At 71.9% G+C, this 19629-nt stretch carries 19 protein-coding genes, 2 tRNA genes, 1 other RNA gene and 1 pseudogene; 7 read left to right on the top strand and 16 right to left on the bottom strand.

Translation table 11 applies throughout. From position 1 onward, the window contains the following. Positions 1–119 precede the first annotated feature (119 nt). The 4 genes and pseudogenes from recR to dnaX form a co-directional block, all read right to left on the bottom strand. Positions 120–713 carry a recombination mediator RecR gene (gene recR / locus JHW38_RS24720; RefSeq protein ID WP_207523910.1) on the bottom strand — a complete coding sequence of 198 codons (594 nt, stop codon included), beginning with the start codon at positions 711–713 and terminating at the stop codon, positions 120–122. A gap of 31 nt (positions 714–744) precedes the next feature. Continuing rightward, on the bottom strand, positions 745–978 hold the full coding sequence (locus JHW38_RS24715; protein WP_207523909.1) for a hypothetical protein: 234 nt from the start codon (positions 976–978) through the stop codon (positions 745–747). An 11-nt stretch (positions 979–989) separates the two neighbouring features. Further along, positions 990–1310: a YbaB/EbfC family nucleoid-associated protein gene (locus JHW38_RS24710; protein ID WP_207523908.1), complete on the bottom strand. Its 321-nt coding sequence runs from the start codon at positions 1308–1310 to the stop codon at positions 990–992. 956 nt (positions 1311–2266) lie between these two features. Further along, a pseudogene (gene dnaX / locus JHW38_RS24705) lies at positions 2267–3967 on the bottom strand (DNA polymerase III subunit gamma/tau); the annotation flags it as partial. A gap of 300 nt (positions 3968–4267) precedes the next feature. On the opposite strand from dnaX, the gene JHW38_RS24700 reads away from it, so the two are divergent. Both JHW38_RS24700 and JHW38_RS24695 read left to right on the top strand, forming a co-directional pair. Then, positions 4268–4360, top strand: a tRNA-Ser gene (locus tag JHW38_RS24700). Positions 4361–4822: 462 nt separating this feature from the next. Further along, positions 4823–6148, top strand: coding sequence for a glycosyl hydrolase family 28-related protein (locus JHW38_RS24695; RefSeq protein WP_207523907.1), 1326 nt, complete (start codon positions 4823–4825; stop codon positions 6146–6148). Positions 6149–6238: 90 nt separating this feature from the next. On the opposite strand, the gene JHW38_RS24690 is transcribed toward JHW38_RS24695, so the two are convergent. Together JHW38_RS24690 and JHW38_RS24685 are read right to left on the bottom strand one after the other, a co-directional pair. Continuing rightward, complete coding sequence (locus JHW38_RS24690; protein WP_207523906.1) at positions 6239–7951, bottom strand: GGDEF domain-containing protein; 1713 nt, start codon at positions 7949–7951, stop codon at positions 6239–6241. Between the two features lie 145 nt (positions 7952–8096). Next, positions 8097–8831, bottom strand: coding sequence for a metallophosphoesterase family protein (locus JHW38_RS24685; protein ID WP_207523905.1), 735 nt, complete (start codon positions 8829–8831; stop codon positions 8097–8099). A gap of 202 nt (positions 8832–9033) precedes the next feature. On the opposite strand from JHW38_RS24685, the gene ffs reads away from it, so the two are divergent. Then, positions 9034–9130, top strand: an RNA gene (gene ffs, locus JHW38_RS24680) — signal recognition particle sRNA small type. A 332-nt stretch (positions 9131–9462) separates the two neighbouring features. Here ffs and JHW38_RS24675 read toward each other — a convergent pair. The 8 genes from JHW38_RS24675 to JHW38_RS24640 form a co-directional block, all read right to left on the bottom strand. Next, positions 9463–10476 (bottom strand): YncE family protein, encoded by a 1014-nt coding sequence (locus JHW38_RS24675; RefSeq protein WP_207523904.1) that lies wholly within the window; start codon positions 10474–10476, stop codon positions 9463–9465. 108 nt (positions 10477–10584) lie between these two features. Continuing rightward, positions 10585–11034, bottom strand: a complete 450-nt coding sequence (locus JHW38_RS24670) for a molybdenum cofactor biosynthesis protein MoaE (protein ID WP_207523903.1) — start codon at positions 11032–11034, stop codon at positions 10585–10587. A 3-nt stretch (positions 11035–11037) separates the two neighbouring features. After that, positions 11038–11280 (bottom strand): MoaD/ThiS family protein, encoded by a 243-nt coding sequence (locus JHW38_RS24665; RefSeq protein ID WP_207523902.1) that lies wholly within the window; start codon positions 11278–11280, stop codon positions 11038–11040. After that, positions 11277–11792, bottom strand: coding sequence for a cyclic pyranopterin monophosphate synthase MoaC (gene moaC / locus JHW38_RS24660; protein ID WP_278249802.1), 516 nt, complete (start codon positions 11790–11792; stop codon positions 11277–11279). The genes JHW38_RS24665 and moaC overlap by 4 nt, the downstream gene beginning before the upstream one ends. Next, positions 11789–12493, bottom strand: coding sequence for a phytanoyl-CoA dioxygenase family protein (locus tag JHW38_RS24655; RefSeq protein ID WP_207523901.1), 705 nt, complete (start codon positions 12491–12493; stop codon positions 11789–11791). The genes moaC and JHW38_RS24655 overlap by 4 nt, the downstream gene beginning before the upstream one ends. Before the next feature lie 15 nt (positions 12494–12508). Next, positions 12509–13549: a GTP 3',8-cyclase MoaA gene (gene moaA / locus JHW38_RS24650; protein ID WP_207523900.1), complete on the bottom strand. Its 1041-nt coding sequence runs from the start codon at positions 13547–13549 to the stop codon at positions 12509–12511. Beyond that, positions 13546–14304 (bottom strand): MBL fold metallo-hydrolase, encoded by a 759-nt coding sequence (locus JHW38_RS24645; RefSeq protein ID WP_207523899.1) that lies wholly within the window; start codon positions 14302–14304, stop codon positions 13546–13548. Before JHW38_RS24645 ends, moaA begins: the two co-directional genes overlap by 4 nt. Positions 14305–14355: 51 nt before the next feature. Further along, the gene (locus JHW38_RS24640) at positions 14356–15108 is read right to left on the bottom strand and encodes a 3-deoxy-D-manno-octulosonic acid kinase (RefSeq protein WP_207523898.1); all 753 of its coding nucleotides are present in this window, start codon (positions 15106–15108) and stop codon (positions 14356–14358) included. A 30-nt stretch (positions 15109–15138) separates the two neighbouring features. On the opposite strand from JHW38_RS24640, the gene JHW38_RS24635 reads away from it, so the two are divergent. Together JHW38_RS24635 and JHW38_RS24630 are read left to right on the top strand one after the other, a co-directional pair. Further along, positions 15139–16227 (top strand): glycosyltransferase family 9 protein, encoded by a 1089-nt coding sequence (locus JHW38_RS24635; protein WP_207523897.1) that lies wholly within the window; start codon positions 15139–15141, stop codon positions 16225–16227. Between the two features lie 35 nt (positions 16228–16262). Next, complete coding sequence (locus tag JHW38_RS24630) at positions 16263–16817, top strand: NADAR family protein (protein WP_207523896.1); 555 nt, start codon at positions 16263–16265, stop codon at positions 16815–16817. 181 nt (positions 16818–16998) lie between these two features. Here JHW38_RS24630 and JHW38_RS24625 read toward each other — a convergent pair whose 3' ends face one another. Further along, positions 16999–17403, bottom strand: a complete 405-nt coding sequence (locus tag JHW38_RS24625) for a DUF6165 family protein (protein WP_207523895.1) — start codon at positions 17401–17403, stop codon at positions 16999–17001. A 179-nt stretch (positions 17404–17582) separates the two neighbouring features. Here JHW38_RS24625 and JHW38_RS24620 point away from each other — a divergent pair. Next, a tRNA-Ser gene (locus JHW38_RS24620) sits at positions 17583–17673 on the top strand. A gap of 363 nt (positions 17674–18036) precedes the next feature. Next, the gene (locus JHW38_RS24615; RefSeq protein ID WP_207523894.1) at positions 18037–18741 is read left to right on the top strand and encodes a PP2C family protein-serine/threonine phosphatase; all 705 of its coding nucleotides are present in this window, start codon (positions 18037–18039) and stop codon (positions 18739–18741) included. 117 nt (positions 18742–18858) lie between these two features. Here the strand turns inward: JHW38_RS24615 and dnaQ are convergent, their stop codons facing one another. Then, the gene (dnaQ, locus tag JHW38_RS24610; RefSeq protein ID WP_207523893.1) at positions 18859–19593 is read right to left on the bottom strand and encodes a DNA polymerase III subunit epsilon; all 735 of its coding nucleotides are present in this window, start codon (positions 19591–19593) and stop codon (positions 18859–18861) included. Positions 19594–19629 lie beyond the last annotated feature (36 nt).

Here is a 19629-nt window from a genome sequence, read left to right as displayed (position 1 = left end):
TTCGGGATTCGGGATTCGGGATTCGCCAAAGCGTAGCAGCGCGGGCGATCCGGTGGTTTCGATGCGGCCCGCCGGCAGCCTCGAATCGCAAATCCCGAATCCCGAATCCCAAAAAACCGTCACACCTCGGTGCGGCTGCCGAACGCATGCGACAAGGTGCCGCGGTCCACGTATTCCAGTTCGCCGCCGAGCGGCACGCCATGGGCCAGGCGGCTCGGCTTGACCCCGTGCTGACGCGCCAGCTGCGCCAGGTAGTGCGCGGTGGCCTCGCCTTCGACGGTGGGATTGGTGGCGATGATCAGTTCCTGCACCTCGCCCTCGCCCAGGCGCGCGGCCAGCGTGTCCAGGCCGAGTTCGCGCGGGCCGATGCCGTCGAGCGGGCTGAGCCGGCCCTGCAGCACGAAATACAGGCCGCGGTAGCCGGTGGCCTGCTCGATCGCCAGCCGGTCGGCCGGCGATTCGACCGCGCACAGCAGATGCGCGTCGCGCGCGGCGCTGGCGCAGGTCGGGCAGACCTCGGTTTCGCTGAAGTCGCGGCAGCGCGCGCAGTGGCCGATCTTCTCGATCGCCTCGCTCAGCGCCTGCGACAGGCGCTGGCCGCCGGCGCGCTCGCGTTCGAGCAGGTGATAGGCCATGCGCTGGGCCGATTTCTGGCCCACGCCGGGCAGCACCCGCAGCGCGTCGATGAGTTGTTCGAGCAGGGCGCTGCTCACGCGCGCGCCCCGCCCGCAGCGGCCGCGGCGTTCACTCGGAGGTGGTGAAGGTGCTGCGCGCGGCCGGCTCGCGGTTCATCGAGCGCACCACGTTCAGCACGACGATCGCGCCGAGCAGCGGCAGCAGCCAGATCATCGCCGACTGGAAGCCCTTCTGCGCGCCGGTGAGGTCGGGTTCGCGCCAGACCGCCCAGGTCGCGAACAGGTCCAGGCCGAGCAGGCCGGCCGCGACCAAGGCGGCGGTGATACCGATATGCAAGCCCATGGTCGCCTCGCTCAGAACGGCAGCTTCATGCCGGGCGGCATCGGCATGCCGGCGGTGGCCGCCGACATCTTCGCCTGCGACTCGGCGTTGATCTTGTTGACCGCGTCGTTGAACGCCGCCGCGATCAGGTCCTCGACCATTTCCTGGTCGCTCAGCACGCTCGGGTCGATGCGCACCTTGCGGCACTCCATGCGGCCGGTGACGGTGACGCTGACCATGCCGCCGCCGGCGCTGCCGGTGGCTTCGATCTTGGCCAGTTCTTCCTGCGCGCGCTGCACGTTTTCCTGCATCTTCTGCGCTTGTTGCATGAGTTGGGCGATGTTGCCGCGCATGGTGGTGGTCCTGCTGTGTCGTGAAAGAGTCGGTGGATCGGGCGGCGCCAGTGGAACACGCCACGATGTCGTTCAGGTGTTGGGCCGGCGCGGGCCGCACGCAAGGGGGCGGCCGCGGCGGCTCAGGGTTCGTTGGCCGCTCAGGGTTCGTCGAACGGGCGGATCGAATCGGGCACGACCTTGGCGCCGTACTGCTCGATCAGCCGGCGCACGTCGGGATCGTTCATGAACATGTCCTCGGCCCGCGCCTGGCGCTCGTCGCGCGCGCGCAGGTTGCGCTCGTGCACCGATTCGCCGTTCGCCGCGCCGGCCGGGGCGGCTTCGAAACGGATCTGCGGCGCCGCGCCGAGGCGCGCGCTGAGCGCGTCGGCGACCAGCTTGACCAGTGCCGGCGCCTTGAGATGCTCGTCGTTCGGGCCCAGCGCCAGGGTCAGCACGCCGTCGGCGTAGCCGATGAAGGCGGCATGTTCGGCCAGGATCCGGGCCGGGCCGCGCAGGCCGCTGCTGTCGATCAGCGCATGCCAGGCGCCGTCGTCGGCGATGCCGGCGCCGGCCGCCGGTGCGGCGGCGCGCGCCGGCATGGTGATCGGCGCGGCCGCGGCGAGCAGGTCCTCGCGCGCGGCGGGCGCCGGGCGCGCGGCGGAGACGGCGACCGGCGCAGGCGCGGACGTGCGCGGTGCGGGCGCCGGCGCATCGCGCGGGTCGTCCTCGAACAGCGGGCCGCGCGCGGACGCGGCGGCGACGACGCTGTCGGCGTCGCGCGGATCGTCCTCGAACGGATTGGCGCGGACCGGCGCGGCGGGCCGGACGGGCGCGGCAGGCTCGGGGGCTGGCGCGGACGCTGCAGCGCGGGGTTCGTCCGCGAACGGGTCGACGCGCGCCGCTGCGACGGGTTTCGGCGCCGGGTCCTCGAACGGGTTGCTGCGCGCCGCAATCGCGGGCGGGGACGCAACGTGCGCCGCCGCCTCGCGCGGATCGTCTTCGAACGGGTTGGCGCGCGCCGCGGGCGCCGGCTGCGGCGCGGCGTTCGGCGCCGCCTCGCGCGGATCGTCCGCGAACGGATTGGCGCGCGCCGCAGGCACCGGCTGCGGCGCGGCGTTCGCCGCCGCTTCGCGCGGGTCGTCTTCGAACGGATTGGCGCGGGCTGCGGGCGCCGGCTTCGGCGCCGCTTCGCGCAGGTCGTCCGCGAACGGATTGGCGCGCGCCGCAGGCGTCGGTTTCGGCGCCGCGTTCGCGGCTTCGCGCACCGGCGCGGCCGGCTTGGCCGGGTCCGGCGCCCACGGCGGCGCATCGTTGGGGTCCTGCGCCGGCGCCTGGACCGGATACACCGCCGGCGCTTCGCGCACCGACAGCGGCGCGCGCGCTTCGGCCGCAGGCGTTGCCGCCGGTGCGGGCGTCGTTGCCGCCGGCGCGGCGGCGTTCGCAGCGCGCGGCGCCGCGCCCATCTCGCGCATCGCCGCGGCCGCTTGCGCGGCGGCGTTGGCGCCGCGCGCCGGTTCGCCGCGCTCGCCCGACCCCGAACCCGACGGCGGCGCGGCATCGCCGCCCGCGCTGGGGCGGAACGCGAGCATGCGCAGCGCGCTCATCTCGAAACCCGCGCGCGGGCTCGGCGCCAGCGGCAGGTCGCGGCGGCCGCTGAGGCACATCTGATACCAGAGCTGGACCAGTTCCGGCCGCAGCTGCGCGGCCAGGCCGTCGACATCGACGCCGTCGGCCTCCACCGCCGCCTCGGGCACCAGCTGCCGCACCTGGATGCGGTGCAGCGCATCGCCGAGCGATTCGAGCACGTTGCCCCAATCGGGCGAGAACTCGGCCAGCGTCGCCACCTCGTCGAGCAGGCGGCGGCCGTCGCCGTCGGCCAGCGCCGCCAGCACCGCGCCGACCCGGGTGCGGTCGACCGAGCCGAGCATCGCCGCGACCGCCGCGCCTTGCAGCGCCTGCCCGTCGCCGGCCGCGTCGGCGCTGCCGGCGCCGCTGTAGGCGATGGCTTGATCGAGCAGCGACAGGCCGTCGCGCAGGCTGCCGTCGGCGGCCTTGGCCAGCTGGCGGATCGCCGAATCCTCGGCGGCGATGGCTTCCGCCGCGAGGATCCGGGTCATCTGCCCGGCGATCTGCTGCTCGTCCAGGCGCTTGAGGTTGAACTGCAGGCAGCGCGACAGCACCGTCACCGGCAGCTTCTGCGGGTCGGTGGTCGCGAGCAGGAATTTGACGTGCCCAGGCGGCTCCTCCAGCGTCTTCAGCAGCGCGTTGAACGCCGACTTCGACAGCATGTGGACTTCGTCGATCAAATAGACCTTGACCCGTCCGCGGCTGGGCATGTACTGGGCGTTGTCGATCACCTCGCGCACGTCGTCGACGCCGGTGTTGCTGGCGGCGTCGATTTCCAGCAGGTCGATGAAGCGGCCGGCGTCGATGTCGCGGCAGGCGTTGCATTCGCCGCACGGATCGGCCGAGGTGCCCTGCTCGCAGTTGAGCGACTTGGCGAAGATGCGCGCGATCGTGGTTTTGCCGACGCCGCGGGTGCCGGTGAACAGGAACGCGTGATGCACGCGTCCGGTGCTCAGCGCATTGGTCAGCGCGCGCACCACGTGCTCCTGCCCGACCAGTTCGGCGAAACGCTTGGGGCGCCATTTGCGGGCGAGGACGAGGTAGGACATCGGATCCTTGGACACGGTTGGGCGGGGAGCGGCCCGCGCGGCCTGAGGCCGCCGCGGGAGCCGGCGACGGCGCCGCGGACGGCGCGCGCCGGCCGGCGGCGCGACGCGCGCGGACCGGCCCCGCATTGTGCCATGCCCCACCCCCGCGCCCCAGGCCGCGGCCGGACGCGCGCGCGGCTGCGGCGCGGCGGCCCCGCGCGGGCCGCGGGCGCGTCGCATTCGACCCAACTTGTCCATCGGCGCCGCGCCGGCTAGAATCCCTGGCCCTGCACGGCCCGCCGCTGGCGGCCGGACAGTTCCGGAGAGGTGTCCGAGTGGTTGAAGGAGCACGCCTGGAAAGTGTGTAAGCGTCTAAACCGCGCTTCGGGGGTTCGAATCCCCCTCTCTCCGCCAGATCCATGAAAAGCCCCCGAGCGATCGGGGGCTTTTTGTTTTTGCCGCGACGATGTTTTCGCGGCGGTTCCCTGTAGGCGCGGCGCGAGCCGCGACCGCGACATCGCGCTTACGACGCAAGTGCGGTTTCGCGGCGCCGCTCCTACAGGGAGCGATCGACGTCGCGTCGCAGCCCGAACGCGACAAACGCCAAAGGCACGCGCAAGCATCGCCCGCAGTCTTCGAAACCAGCGCCGACGCGCAAGCGCGACTGCCGGCGCATTCGCACGAACGATTACAGACGACATTTGTCACACCCGCCGCGAATTGCGCCGCTGTTCGCATTCGCGCATGACGACCGCCTTCTAGATTGCGCGCGCCTCGCGGCCTGCAGGGGAATGCACGACACGCCGCGCGGAACGTGCGCGCGCCGCGCGATGCGGCGACGCGATCGCTACCGAGTGATCCACGCAAGGAATCCGCATGAGCAAACAGTCTTCCAACGGCCCGGCCGGCGACGCCGCGCCGGCCTCGCGCGCGCGCCGCAAGCTGATCGGCGCGGCCGGCATGGTCGCCGGCGCGGGCGTCGCAGCGGCCGCGGGCAGCGTCGCCCAGATCGGCGCCTCCGCCTCCGCGCAAGCGCCGGTCGGCGGCGCGCCGCCGCCGCGCCGGCAGTCGGCTGCCGCGGCCGACCCGGTTCCTCCCGGCCGCATCAGCGTCAAGGACTACGGCGCCGTCGGCAACGGCAGCGCCGACGACACTGCCGCGATCGAAAAAGCCCGCGACGCCGTGTTCGCCTCGCGCAACGGCAACGGCTTTCTGACCCATCACCTGTACTTCCCCGCCGGCATCTACCGCGTCACCCGCGCCGACGCGCTGCTGCCCAAGGGTTCGCCGGGCGACAAGATCAACGGCTACACCATCGAAGGCCAGGGCAAGCGCTGCTCGGAGATCCTGTTCGACGCGCCGGCCGGCGGCGGCGATCCCTACAGCGGCAACCTGCTGACCGCGCACGGCCGGGTGCGCCAGTTGCGGGTGCGCGAAATCACTTTCCGCAGCGCGCGCGCCGGGCTCAACTGGATGTACTGCTGGTCGTCGGTCAGCGGCGGCCAGAGCAACCAGGACTTCGCTTTCGACGATGTGGAATGGCGCGGCCCGTGGAACCGGGTGATCGGCCTGGACGGCGACGACAAGTCCAACCTCAACTCGGAGTGGTCGTTCAACCGCTGCCATCTGGCCAACGACGTGGTGTTCGGCGACGCGTTCCTGCATTCGGGCATGTCGCCGGCCTACAGCCAGCAGGACCAGTTCCTGAATTTCTGGTTCCGCGACTGCAAGTTCGAATACCGCAGCGGCACCTTGCTGCGCTTCGCCCGCGGCGGCTACGTCAACGTCTACGGCGGCTCGTGGATCCAGTGCAACACCGACCCGAACCTGCGCTCGGTGTTCTTCGACCTGCCGCCGGGCCCGCACAACAACACGGTCAAGACCCTGCTGGTGTGCGGCGTGCGCTTCGAGCTGCGCTCGCGCGCGAGCAAGCTGATGGACTGCGGCTGGGACGCCAGGAACGCCAACCTCAGCTTCATCGCCTGCACCGACGCGGCGCTGGCGCACAGCGCCGAGGTCAGCGCCGGCTGCTATCCGGTGACCTACCGGCCGCGCAACGGCGACATGCCGTTCGTGAAATGGCAGTCGTGCCAGTTGATGGGAAATCACGAGTCGTATGCGACGGCCAATCGCGAACGCCTGGTGTTCGAGCAATGCAACACCTTGAACGCGAGCATGGAGCAGTTCGTGGTGCAGCGCTGAGCGAAGGCCCGCGGCGCGTTCGCGCGCCGCGGTTTCGCGGCGGCACAGCGCGGAGCGTCGGACCTGCAGATCCGCCGACACGCGCGCAGGTCAGGCGGCGAGCTCCGGGCCGTCTTCGCCGGTGACCCGCCCGCGCCCGCCGCGCTTGCTCGCATACAAGGCGCCGTCGGCGCGCTTGAGCAGGTCGACCGCGGGCTCGCCGCCGCGCAACTGCGCCACGCCCAGGCTCACGTCGACCTCGACCAGGACGCCGTCGATCGCGAACGGGCTGGCGACGACGGCGTCGCGCAGGTACTCGGCGATGCGCATCGCTTCGGCCAGCGCGGTGTTGGGCAGCAGCAGCACCATTTCGTCGCCGCCGTAGCGGCACAGGCGGTCGTCGCCGCGCAGGCGGTTGCCGATGCGCTTGGCGACGATGCGCAGCACCTCGTCGCCGACCGCGTGGCCGTGCACGTCGTTGATGAGCTTGAACCGGTCCACGTCGAGGAACGCCGCGCACAGCGGCGCGGCGCTGGCGTGCGCGCCGGCGACCGCGCTGGCGAGCGCGTCCTCGAACGCCGGCCGGGTCAGCGCGCCGGTCAGGCCGTCGTAGGCCGCGCGCCGGTGCGCGGAGTCGCGGTCGCGGCTGAGCTGGCGCAGCGCGCCGCGCAGGATCGTGCCGTGCTGGTGAGTGAAGCCCATCAGCAGCACCAGCCCGCCGAAGGTCACCACCCAGGGATAGGCGACGCCGAGCCATTCGAAGTTCGGCCACCATTTCGCCTGGCCGCCGATCCGCACCACCAGCACCAGCATCAGCGGCGCCCACGCCGCGAACAGGATGAAGGCCTCGATCCGGCGCGCGGCGATCGCGCGCACGCAGGCGACCACGATCGCCGCGATGACCACCAGCAGCACGATGTTGCCGAAGTACGCCGTCGCCGGCCAGATCTGGAATACCGAGACCGCCAGGATCGTTCCCAGCACCGCGCTGCAGACGTTGAGCACGCGCGCGACGCGCGGCTGGGTCGACGGCAGGTCGAGGAAGAACATCAGAAAGCGCACGCTCGCCAGCACCGCGGTGGTGTTCAGCAGGAACTGGGTGCGGCGGTCGGTGGCGATCGCCGACAGCCACGGATCGACGCGGAAGTCGCCGCCTTCAATCGCCAGGGTCACGACCTGGGTCAGCAGGGTCGCGGCCAGGTAGGCGTAGCCGGGCTGGCGCAGCGAGATCGAAAAGCCGATCGAGAGCAGCGCCACCACGCCGAGCGCGGTCAGGAAAAAGGTGCGCAGGCGGTTGTAGGCGCCGTCGCGGGCGTAGACCTCGGCCAGCGGCACGATCGAGAACGTCGAGACCACGTTGGAACGCGAGTGGATCCGCACGTACACCGATTCGCCGGCGCGCAGGCCTTGCGGCAGCGGCACCACATGGGCGAGCGCGGAATGGCTCAGGTCGCTGTCCTCGCCGTACAGCGCGCGGCGCACGCCGATGCTGTCGCCGGGGCGCCAGGCTTCCAGGCGCTTGAGGAAGGGATGCGACATGACCAGCTGCGGCGCGTCCTTGGCGTCGATGTCGCGGGTCGCGGTCAGGCGCCACCAGCGCGCCTGGCGCCCGCGCACCTCGACCGACTGGCCCGGCACCGCGCGGAACAGCGGCTGCGCCTGCTGCGAGCGCGCGAACTGGTACGACTGGTCGGGCACGTCCGCGGGCAGCAGGGCCAGTTGCAGCACGTCCGCGGGCTCGGCCGCGGCGGCCGGCCCCGCGGCCAGCGCGCAGGCCAGCAGCAGCGCGGCGATCCGCAGCATCCGGCGCATCAGACGGTCCATAGGCTCTCCATAGCCATGTCCGCAGAGAATACCGCCGGCGGCGCAGGCCGCGCACGCGGCGGCGCGCGCCGCGCCGGTGCGCGCGGCGTGGGCCCGACGTCGTTGCTGCGGGCGGTCCGCGCTGCGGCCGCGTTCGGACGGCGGCTCACATCCGACCTGTCGCCAGCGCCCTGGCCCAGTCCGGCCGCCCGTTGCGCTCGGCCAGCGCCGCCGCTGCGTTCCAGTCGTACTCGACTTGCAGCAGCTGCGCGCTCCATTCGCCGCCGGCGCCGCGCTCGACGATGGCGTAGCGCGCATGCGGGCTGCCGATCTCGACCCGGTGCGGATGCGGCAGCTCGCTCGCATACGCCTGCAGGCCGACGCTGCCGGGATTGACGATCAGGCGCCCGTCGGCGAGGCGCACGACGCGCGGGGTGTGGGTGTGGCCGCACACGATCAGCCGCGCGTCGGCGTCGCCCGCGCGCGCGGCGGCTTCGGCCGCGGTGGCGGCGCGGATGCCGTCGGCGTCGACGGTTTCCAGGAACGTGTGCAGATCGCTGTCCGGAGTGCCGTGGACCATCAGCACCTCGTCCAGGCGCAGGGTCGGCGGCAGCGAACCCAGCCAGTCGCGCTGGTCGGGGCGCAGGCGCGCGGCGGCGTGACGGTCGGATTCGCCCATGCGTTCGGGCGGATCGTGCAGCACCTGGCGCTCGTGGTTGCCGGCGATGGTCGGCCAGCCCAGCCCGATCAGTCGGTCGCAGGTCTCGCGCGGCTGCAGCGGGCCGGACAGCAGGTCGCCCAGATCGAGCACGCGCTCGACGCCGCGGTCGCGCAGGTCGGCCAGCACCGCTTCGAGCGCGGCGAGGTTGCCATGGATATCGGATACGACTGCGATGCGCATGCGCGGATGATAAAGCGTTCAGGTGCCGGCGTTCCGCGACGCGACGCGGGACCGCGCACCCGCGCACGGCCGCCTGCGCGCGCCGCCGCGCGACCGGTTTGCGCCGCGGCCCCGCTTTCAGGCAGAATGCCGCCCCTCCGGCAGCGATCGGTCCGCCCCGTGCGAATCGGACGCCGCCGTCAGCGAGAACCTATGGTGGCCCCGTTGGCGCCTCCGCGACGATAGATCGAAAATCCCGCCAGGGCCGGAAGGCAGCAACGGTATCGGTCGATTCGGGCGCCGGAGTCACGCTTGCGGGGCCGCCGCCTTTTTGCGGGGTGAGGCACAGCGCTTGCGAGCCAAAGGCTCGCGCTGCGCCGAACGCCCGAACGCTATGCGTTCGGGCCGGGGCAAGGCGCTGCGCCTGCAAACCCTCGCCTCGCACCGCGCCGAACGCCCGAACGCCATGCGTTCGGGCCGGGGCAAGGCGCAACGCCTGCGAGCCACCGACCCGCACCGCGCCGAACGCCCGAACGCCATGCGTTCGGGCCGGGACAAGGCACATCGCCTGCGAGCCACCGACCCGCACCGCGCCGAACGCCCGAACGCCCTGCGTTCGGGCCGGAGCTACCCCCTCACGCGCAAGCCCGCCTCACTTCCCCGCCACCGCCACCGCCACCGCATCCGGCTCGCGCCCGGTCTTCCAGTACGCCACCGGCTTCCAGCTCTTGCGGTCGATCACCGCGATCTCGTCGCCGCCGCTGATCGCCACATACACCCGCGGCCGCACCGGGTCGGCGACCACCCCGATCGGCAGCGCCGCGCGCCCGAGCATCGTGTCGCGGTACTCCGCGCCGTCGCGGCTCAACGCCACCGTCGCCAGCGGCCGCTTGCGCTGCGCATCGAACACCGACAGGGTCGCCGCGCGCGCGTTGCTGACCAACGCGTGGCGGCCGTCGGCGGTGAATGCGACCCGGATCGGAAAACCCGGGCTCGGCAGCGTGCGCAATACCGCCAGCGTTTCGGGCTGGTGCACGGTCACCGTTCCGGCCTCGCGATTGGTCACCCACACCTCGCCGCTGCCGGGCCGCACCGCGACGCCCTCGGCGCCCTTGCCGGCCTCGACTTCCTCGAGCTTGCGGTTGGCGCCCAGATCGATGCGGCTGAGCGTGCCGCGGTCGACCTTGGTCACGTACGCGCTCTTGCCGTCGGCGGCGACCGCGACCATATGGCCCTTGCCTTCGCCGAGCGCGATCTCGGCGACGATCCGGCCGCTGGCGATGTCGATCCGCAGCAACTGCTGCGAGGCCTCGGTGGTCGCCAGCGCCTCGCGTCCGCCGGGCAGGAAGCGCAAGCCGTGCGGGCGGCCGTGGCGGCCGAGTTCGACGATCCGCGGCGGCGCCTTGCCGCTCAGGTCGAGCACGCTGAGGGTGTTGCCGGGCGCGTCGCTGCCGCCGTAGTTGGCGACCAGGGCGGTGCGGCCGTCGGGCGCGACCACGATTTCGTGCGGCGCTCGATTCGTGGGGAATTCGCCGAGCTTGCGTCCGTCCTCGAGCGACAGCCGCCAGACGGTGTCGGCGGATTTGTTGCCGACCAACAGCTCGCCGGCCGCCGCCGGAAGCGCGACGCACAACAACCAGGGCAAGCACAGCGAACGCAGGCGCATGGCGGCGTTTCCTCGATCCGGTCCGGCGTCCGACGCTACCCGATCGCGGCGATGGGGGCATGTGCCTGAGTGCGGTGTGCGTCCCGACGCTTTCCTCCCCGCCCCGGCTCAACCCGCCGCCGGCGGCTCCGGATGCAACCAGTCCGCATCGCCGTCCGCATACCGCTCGCGCTTCCAGATCGGCACCCGCGCCTTGGTCTCGTCGATGATGTAGCGGCAGGCCGCGAACGCCGCATCGCGATGCGCCGCGCTGACGCCGACCCACACCGCCAGTTCGCCGATGGCGAGGTCGCCGACCCGGTGCACGCAACACGCATCCACGATCGCGAAGCGCTCGCGCGCCTCGGCCAGCACCTTCGCGCCCTCGCTGAGCGCGAGCTCGGCATAGCTTTCGTAACGCAAGCCCGACACTGCGCGGCCGCCGTGATGGTCGCGCACCCAGCCTTCGAAACTGGCGTAGGCGCCGGCGTGGGCGCTGAGCAGCCGCTCGCGCAGCGGCGCGATCTCGAACGGCGCATCGGACAAGGCGAAACGCGCGTCGGCGGGAATCGAGATCATCGCTCAGCCCCCCGACACCGGCGGAATGAACGCCACTTCGCTGCCCGCGCGCGGCGCCTCGTCCCAGCGCGCGAACGCGCCGTCGACGGCCACGCGCAGGCGCTCGACCGGCAAGGCGAAGCCGTGGCGCGCGCGCAAGGCCTCGTACAGCGCGCGCAGATCGCGCGCGTCGGCCTCGACCGATTCGCTGGCGGCGCCGGCGGCGTCGCGCAGGCTGGCGAAATACAGCACGGTCAAGCGGCTCATGCGTCCGCGCCCGCGAGCGCGCCGAAATCGCGCTTGCCGCCGCGCTTTGCGACCAGCTTGGCCGGGCCGATCACGATCGCATGCGACAAGGCCTTGCACATGTCGTAGACGGTCAGCGCGGCGACGGTGGCGCCGGTCAGCGCCTCCATCTCCACCCCGGTGCGGTGGGTGGTGCGCACTTCGCATTCGATCGACAAGGACGTGTCGCCGTCCCATGCCACCGCGAAGCGGCAGCCGTCGATCGGCAGCGGATGGCAGAACGGAATCAGCTCGGACGTGCGCTTGACCGCCATCGTGCCGGCGACGATCGCGGTGTCGATCACCGCGCCCTTCTTGCTGGTCATCCCGCCGGCGCGCAGTTGCGCGGCCACCGCGGCGGGAAAGCGCACCCGGCAGCGCGCCAGCGCCGCGCGCGCGGTCGCCGGCTTGGCGCCGACATCGACCATCGCCGGCCGACCGTCGCGGTCGAGGTGGGTCAGGGCCGCCGGTTGGCTCGCTCGCTTGGATTTCAAATCGAAACACTCCAGTGCAGTGCGTACCCGGGTTCGCGCGGGCCGTACAGGAAATGCAGAACGCGCCGCCGCCCCTGCGGCCGGGTGGCCTTGGACGAGGCGTGCAGCAGCAACGGCCGCATGATAAGCAGATCGCCGCGCTGCGCGGTGCACGCGGTCTCGCCTTGGCTCGCGCGCAGGGCCGCCGCCGCGGCGGCATCGAGCCGGCCGTGGCGGTGCGAGCCCGGCACCACCCGCAGCGGTCCGTCGCCGGGGCCGCAGGGGTCCAGGTGCAGACGCACCGCCAGCAGGCGCTCCAGCAACTCCGCCGGCGGCTGGACGAAGTGTCCGCCTTGCTTGCGCGACCAGGCCGAGAGGCGCGCATCCTGCACCCGTGCGGCGACCGGAATCGACAGGTCCTGATGCAGCGTCACCTTCCAGTTGCGGTTCGCGCTCTTGCGGAACAGCGTGCACTGCACCGCGACCGCGTCCTGCGCCAGCAAACCGGCGCCGGCCAGGCGCTCGCGCAATCGGGCGGCCAGCTCGCCGCACCACGGCTCGCGCAACAGGTCGCGATCGCCGGCGTCCGGATCCGGCCCCGAATCCGCGGCCGCGCCCTCGCAGGCATGGCGCAACGCGGCCAGCGCCGTCGCGTCGTGCGCGTCGAACGCCTGCGGCCAGTACGCGTAGCCGTCGCGTTGCAGGGAGTCGAGTCTGTCCATCGCCGCCCTGCCCGCCTAACCGCCGATCAGGAACATCTCCACATGCCGCTTCGGCCGCGGCGCATCGGCCGCGCGCAGTTCGCTGTAGCGGTCGTTGCGCCCGCTCCACATCGCGCTGACCCGCTCGACCAGCGCGGCTTCGCCCTGCGCCAGCGCCGGCCGCAGGTCGCTGCCTTCGGAGGCGAACAGGCAGGTGTACAGGCGGCCGTCGGCGGACACCCGGGCGCGGTGGCAGTCGCCGCAGAACGGGGCGCTGATCGAGGACACGAAGCCGACTTCGCCGGCGCCGTCGCGGTAGGCGTAGCGCGAGGCGACTTCGCCGCGGTACTGCGCATCCAGCGCGCGCAGCGGCCAGCGCGCGTGCAGCGCGTCGCGCAGTTCCTGCGAACCGACCACGCCGCGCGCGTCCCAGCCGTTGCAGTTGCCGACGTCCATGTACTCGATGAAGCGCAGCACGTCGCCGCTGCCGCGGAAGCGTTCGGCCAGCGCCAGCACCTGGTCTTCGTTGACGCCGCGCTGGACCACCGTATTGATCTTCAGCGGCCCGAACCCCGCCGCGCGCGCGGCCTCGATGCCGGCCCAGACCTGGGCGATGTCGCCGCGGCCGCCGGACAGGCGCCGGAACAGGTCCGGGTCGAGCGCGTCCAGGCTCACCGTCAGCCGGCGCAGCCCGGCCTCGCGCAGCGCGCGCGCCTGCCGCGCCAGCAGCGCGCCGTTGGTGGTCAGGGCCAAGTCGTCGAGGCCGTCGATCCGCGCCAGCCGCGCGATCAGTTCCGGCAGGTTCTTGCGCAGCAAGGGCTCGCCGCCGGTCAGGCGCAGTTTGCGCACGCCGACGCGGACGAAGCCGCGCACCAGGGTCTCGATCTCGTCGAAGCTCAGCCGCGACGCGGCGTCCAGGCCGTAGTCGTCCGGCACGCGCTCGGCCGGCATGCAATAGGGACAGCGGAAGTTGCAGGCCTCGATCAGCGACAGCCTCAGGTCCCGCAGCGGCCGGCCTCGGCGGTCGAGCGGACCGGCGGCGGCGAGCGGGACGAGGCGGTCGGCAGCGGCATTCACGAAGGCGGCACCTGTGCGGCAGTGGGGTCGGCCAGGTCGATGGCCTCGCCGGGCCTGCCGACACGATACCCCCGCGCGGCCAGCGCGTCGCCCTCCTCGCGGCTGGCGTAGTGATACAGGACACAGCGTTGCAGCAACGCCCGCGAGTATTCGCGCTCCAGGTCCTCGATGCCGCTGTGCGAAGGGTTGCCGTGCAGGGCGCAGTCGTGCGCGATCAGTTCGCCTTCGTCGGCGAACTTGGCCAGCATTTCCGGGATCGGGCGGGTATCGCCGGTCCACACCGCGCTGCCGCGCAGGCGCAGGCCGAACGCGCTGTCGGGCCAGTGGTGGCGCACCGGGAACACTTCCATGCGCAGGCCGCGGTGCCAGAAGTGGCCGCTGACCGGCACCAGCTGGAACGCGTCCCAGAAGTTCACCCCGCCCTCGGCCAGCACGTTGGGGTAATCGGCCACGCGCTGCTGCAACAGCGGCACCAGCGGCGCCGGGATGTACAGCCGCGGCTTGCCGCGCCGGGCCTCATCGAAATAGTGGGCCACGAACAAGCGCTCGAAACCGGCGATGTGATCCATGTGCGCGTGGGTCAGGAACACCGCCTCGGGCATGCGCCCGTAGTGGGCGAGGAACGCGGTCAGGCCCTCGCCGCCGCAATCCACGGTGAGCCAGGGCTCGCCGTCGCGCTCCAGCGTGGCCATCGCCGATCCCAGTTCCACCGCCGACGCATTGCCGACACCGTGCAGACGCAGCCGCCAAGTCATTCCGCCCCCCTTGCAAACATCCCGTCGCCACCCGTTCTTCGCTGTCTTCTTCTAGTAACCACGTTCCCAGGCGCGGTCATAGGCCGTGCGCAATCGGGCGAAGTCGCGTTCGACCTCCTCGGGCGTGCGCGAACCGCGCAGTTTCAGCAGCGAGCGCTTGAGCCGGGCGAGGTTGCGTTCGCGCCAGCCGGTGGCGGGAATGCGGAACTGGCCGCGGTCCAGGTCGATCACCCAGCCGCGGCCGGTCGGGTCGAACAGCAGGTTGGTGGCGTTGAGGTCGGCGTGGTCGAGCCCGGCGCGGTGGCAGCGGGCGATCAGCCGGCCGGTTTCCTCCCACGGCGCGCCGTCGCCGGCGACCGCGGCGCGGTCGGCCAGCGAGCGCACGTCGTCGAGCCGCGCGACCAGGATCGCGGCGCGGTACTGCAGGCCGCCCTCGCGCCGGTACAGCGCGGCGATCGGCGCCGGCACCGGCAGGCCGCGGCGCGCGGCCTCGCGGGTCAGGCGGAACTCGGCGAAACTGCGGGTGCGGTCGCCGCCGCGCCACCAGTAGCGGTCGCGGTTGAAGCGCGCGACCAGGCCGCCGCGCAGGTAGCGGCGCAGCACCGCAGGGCCGAACGGCGCGTCGACGAACCAGGCCCCGCCGCGGCCGCCGCTGTCGACCGGCCGCGCGCGCTCGCCCCAGTGCGCGGGCGCGAACCAGTCCGGCGCGGCTTGCTGCACCCGTGCGCGGTCGAACAGAATCGCTCCGTAGCCGCTCTCGTCGCGGTACGGCGTCAGTCCCTCGGCGGCGTCATAACCCGTCATCCGTCCGAGTCTAACAAGTCGCGTGAACCAATGACCCCGAACCAACCGACTTTGGGGCCCGCCCCGAATCTTTGCCTGCTGCGCCTGTCGGCGCTCGGCGACGTCACCCACGTGGTGCCGCTGGTGCGCACTTTGCGCCAGGCCCGGCCGCAGGCGCGCATCGCCTGGATCATCGGCAAGGGCGAGCGCCGCCTGCTCGAAGGCCTGGACGGCGTGGAGTTGGTCGAATACGACAAGAAAAGCGGCTGGGCCGGCATGCGCGCGCTGCGCCGGAGCCTGCGCGAACGCGGCCTGATCGGCGGCGACGGCAGGTTCGACGCGCTGCTGCAGATGCAGGTCGCCGCGCGCGCCAACCTGCTGTCGGCGTTCGTGCCGGCGACGCGGCGGATCGGCTACGACCGCTCGCGCTCCAAGGACCTGCACGGCCTGTTCGTCAACGAACGCATCCCCGACCGCCCCGGCATCCACGTGCTCGACGCCATCGGCAGCTTCTGCGAACCGCTGGGCCTGCGCCAGACCGAGGTGGTCTGGGACCTGCCGGTGCCCGACGACGCGCGCGAATGGGCGCGTGCGCAGTGGCCCGAGGACGGCACCCCGACGCTGCTGATCTCGCCGTGCTCCAGCCACACCCTGCGCAACTGGCGCCCCGAGCGCTACGCCGCGGTCGCCGACCACGCCGCCGCGCGCGGCTGGCGGGTGGTGATGTGCGGCGGCCGCAGCCAGCTCGAGCGCGACACCACCGACGCGATCGTCGCGGCGATGGCCCACCCCGCCCTGGACCTGGTCGGCAAGGACACCCTCAAGCAACTGCCGGCCCTGCTCGAACGCGGCCAGTTGCTGATGACCCCGGATTCCGGCCCGATGCACATCGCCAACGCGATGGGCACCAAGGTGCTCGGCCTGCACGCGGCCAGCAACCCGGCGCGCAGCGGTCCCTACAGCGACCTGCGCTACTGCGCCGACCGCTACGACGACGCCGCGCGCAAGTACCTGGGCAAATCGGCGGCGCAAATCGCCTGGGGCACCAAGATCGAGCACGACGGGGTCATGGACCTGATTACCGTCGAAGACGGCGTCGCCGCATTCGAGCGCTATCGCGCCGACCATCCGGGACGCTGAGCGCGTCCCCCACCGTTCAAGCAAGGACCGCCCGCATGACCCCGCTTTCGCTGGACCCGCTGCTCGCCGCCGTGCGCGGCGGCGCGCATTTCGATTACCTGTGCTTCTGGGGCCACCGGGTCAAGCCCGGCGAGGTCGGCAAGAGCTGCTTCAGCCAGTGGTACCCGGCCGGGTTCGAACTCGACGGCGAGCGCTACGCGACCGCCGAGCACTGGATGATGGCCGGCAAGGCGCGGCTGTTCGGCGACGCGGCGATCGCCGCGCGCATCCTCGCCAGCGACGACCCGGCCGAGGTCAAGGCCTTGGGCCGCAAGATCGCAGGCTTCGACGAGACTCTATGGGCCGAACGGCGCTACCCGCTGGTGGTCGCCGGCAACCGGGCCAAGTTCGCGCAGAACCCGGCGCTGGGCGCGTTCCTGCTCGGCACCGGCGAGCAGGTGCTGGTCGAAGCCAGCCCGGTCGACGCGGTCTGGGGCATCGGACTGGCCGCCGACCATGCCGACGCGACCCGGCCGGAGCGCTGGCGCGGGCTCAATCTGCTGGGCTTCGCGCTGATGGACGTGCGCGCGCAGTTGGCGGCGCAGGGCTGAGGACCAGCGGCGGCACGGCTCGTAGCGGGTCGGCTCGGCGCCAGCGGACTCAAAGCCCGTCGCCCGGAGCGGACTGGCCCGAACGGTTTATCCGAAGCGGGCCCGCCCGAACCGGCTGAATTCGAGACCGCCACCGGCGGCGAACCGGCCCGCCGGCGATCCGAACGCCGGCAACGGCCGCTCAGACCGGACCGGTGCCGTAGTCCTGGTAGGACTTCTCCTCCACATAGGTCGAACCCAGGGCCAGGTTGATCTCCTTCTTGACCCGCGCGCGCACGTCGTTCTCGACATAGACCGAACGCGCCAGGGCGATGAACCCGGCGTCGAACTCCTGGCGCTTTTCCTTGATCCGGATGTCGTCCTCGATGACCCACAGGCGCTCGTTGACCGCCTTGAGCTCGGCGCGCAGGCGCACGATGTCGTTGCCGGCGGCCGGGTGCGCCATCCAGGTGCGCTCCAGCGCGGTCAGTTCGGCGCGCACGTTGGCCAGCTTGGCTTCGTCGCTCATACGCTCGGACTTGATCTGCAGGATCGCGATCTTGTCGAGCAGTTCGCCAAAGGACACCGGGACCAGGATTTCGGACATGGGCGCAACCGTGTGAGTGCGTGGGGGGCCGCTAGTGTAGCCCCGCGCCGGGCGCGCCGGCTTTGCGCGCGGCGCCGGGGCAGGCGCGCCGACGGCAAACGCGCCAGCACGAAAATCGATGCGCGCGGCGCTTGCCCAGACGCGCGACAGCCCGTAACATACGCGGCTCGACTGCACCCGGAGAGGTGGCAGAGCGGTTGATTGTACCTGACTCGAAATCAGGCGTACGTTTATAGCGTACCGGGGGTTCGAATCCCCCCCTCTCCGCCAGATTCAAGCGCAACGGGCCCCTCGCGGGCCCGTTGCGTTTTCTGGCTCGGCGCGCGCATCGCCCCTTCCCCGCCACCGGCTTCGCCCATGCGCCACGCACCGCGCCATCGCTGCAGCGAGCCCCAGGCGGACAGCGTTCGCCGCGCGCCTTCACCGAGCGTTTTGCCGCAGCGGGCGAATCTCGCAATCGCGGCGGCGACGCGTCATGCTCGAAGCGCGACGCACGCACACGCGGCCTTCATCGCCGCTCATGCATGAAACGCTGCAGGGATCACGCTTTCTTGCCGCCCGGCCGCTCGCTCGCGATGATTCCGTATACCTCTTCAGTGGCGATCCCGACGACGCGAATGGCATGACCGGCAGATGATCGAATTCGGACACCTCACGCACGTCGGCCTGCGCCGCGAACTCAACGAAGACACCTATTACGGCGACAGCGAGCTGGGCTTGTGGCTGGTCGCCGACGGCATGGGCGGCCACGAGTACGGCGAGGTCGCCAGCGCGCTGGCGCGCGAGGTGATCGTGCGCGAAGTGCGCGGCGGCGCCGCGCTGGCGCAGGCGATCCGGATCGCCGACGAGGAGATCATCCGCACCTCGCGCCGGCGCAACGACACCCTGCCGATGGGCACCACCGTGGTCGCCGCGCGCATCAACGGCAACCGCTTCGAGGTCGCCTGGGTCGGCGACAGCCGGGTCTACCTGTGGCGCGACGGCCATCTGGCCCAGCTGTCGCAGGACCACAGCTACGTGCAGGAGCTCATCGCCAACGGCGTGATCACCCACGAGCAGGCGCGCAGCCACCCGCACCGCAGCGTGGTGACCCAGGCGCTCGGCGTGACCGACCCGCGCAACCTCAACGTCGAGACCATGACCGGCGAACTGCGCCCGGGCATGCAACTGCTGCTGTGCAGCGACGGGCTGACCGAGGAAGTCGACGACCGCGCGATCGCGCGGGTGCTGGCGCACAACGACTGCAGCGCGCAGGAATGCGTGGATTCGCTGGTCGCCGCGGCGCTCGACGGCGGCGGCTCGGACAACATCACCGTAGTCCTGGTGCGCAGCCACTAAAGCCGCAGGGCTCCCTGCAGGAGCGGCGCAAGCCGCGACCGCGCCACCGCGACCGCCGGCGCAAGCCTCGCTGCGTGCCGACGGCGCCGGCGAGGACGCAACCGCCCTCGCCCGCGCTCAGACCTGCGCAGCCACCGCGACCGGCGGATCGACCAGATCCCACACGCACTTGCCGGCCTTCTTGCGCAGCTTCTCCAGCCGCGCCTGATGCGCGGCGAGTTCCTGCGCCGGCACCACCACGCGCGGACGCGGCGCGCTGAGGTCGACCTGCACCGCGACCCGCTCGACCTGCGCCGCCAACGCGGCCGGATCGGCGAAGCCGATCTCCTCCTGGCCCGAGGTCAGCGCGATGTAGACCTCGCCGAGGATCTGGGCGTCGAGCAACGCGCCGTGCAGCTGGCGGTGCGAGTTGTCCACGCCCAGGCGCTTGCACAGCGCGTCCAGCGAATTGCGCTGGCCGGGGAAGCGCTGGCGCGCCATCAGCAGCGAGTCTTCGATGCCGGTGACGTGATCGCCGAGCTTGCCGTACTGCGCGCCGCAGATCGACAGCTCGTTGTTGAGGAAGCCGACGTCGAAGGCCGCGTTGTGGATGATGAGTTCCGCGCCTTCGATGAAGGCCAGGAACGCCTCGACCACTTCCTCCATGCGCGGCTCGCCCGCCAGCCGCTCCAGCGACAGGCCGGTGACTTCCTGCGCGCCGGCCTCGAAGTCGCAATCGGGCTTGATGTACTGGTGGTAGGTGCGGCCGGTGGGACGGCGCTCGACGAACTCGACGCAGCCGATTTCGACCACGCGATTGCCGCGCTCCCAGCTCAGGCCGGTGGTTTCGGTATCCAGGATGATCTGACGCATGGGGCGATTCTAGCCGGAGGCGATGCGGCGGGCGCC

The sequence above is a fragment of the Lysobacter enzymogenes genome, from assembly GCF_017355525.1.
Classification (GTDB): domain Bacteria; phylum Pseudomonadota; class Gammaproteobacteria; order Xanthomonadales; family Xanthomonadaceae; genus Lysobacter; species Lysobacter enzymogenes_C.
Note: the sequence above shows the minus strand (reverse complement) of the source record. Positions and strands in the feature narration are given on the sequence as shown.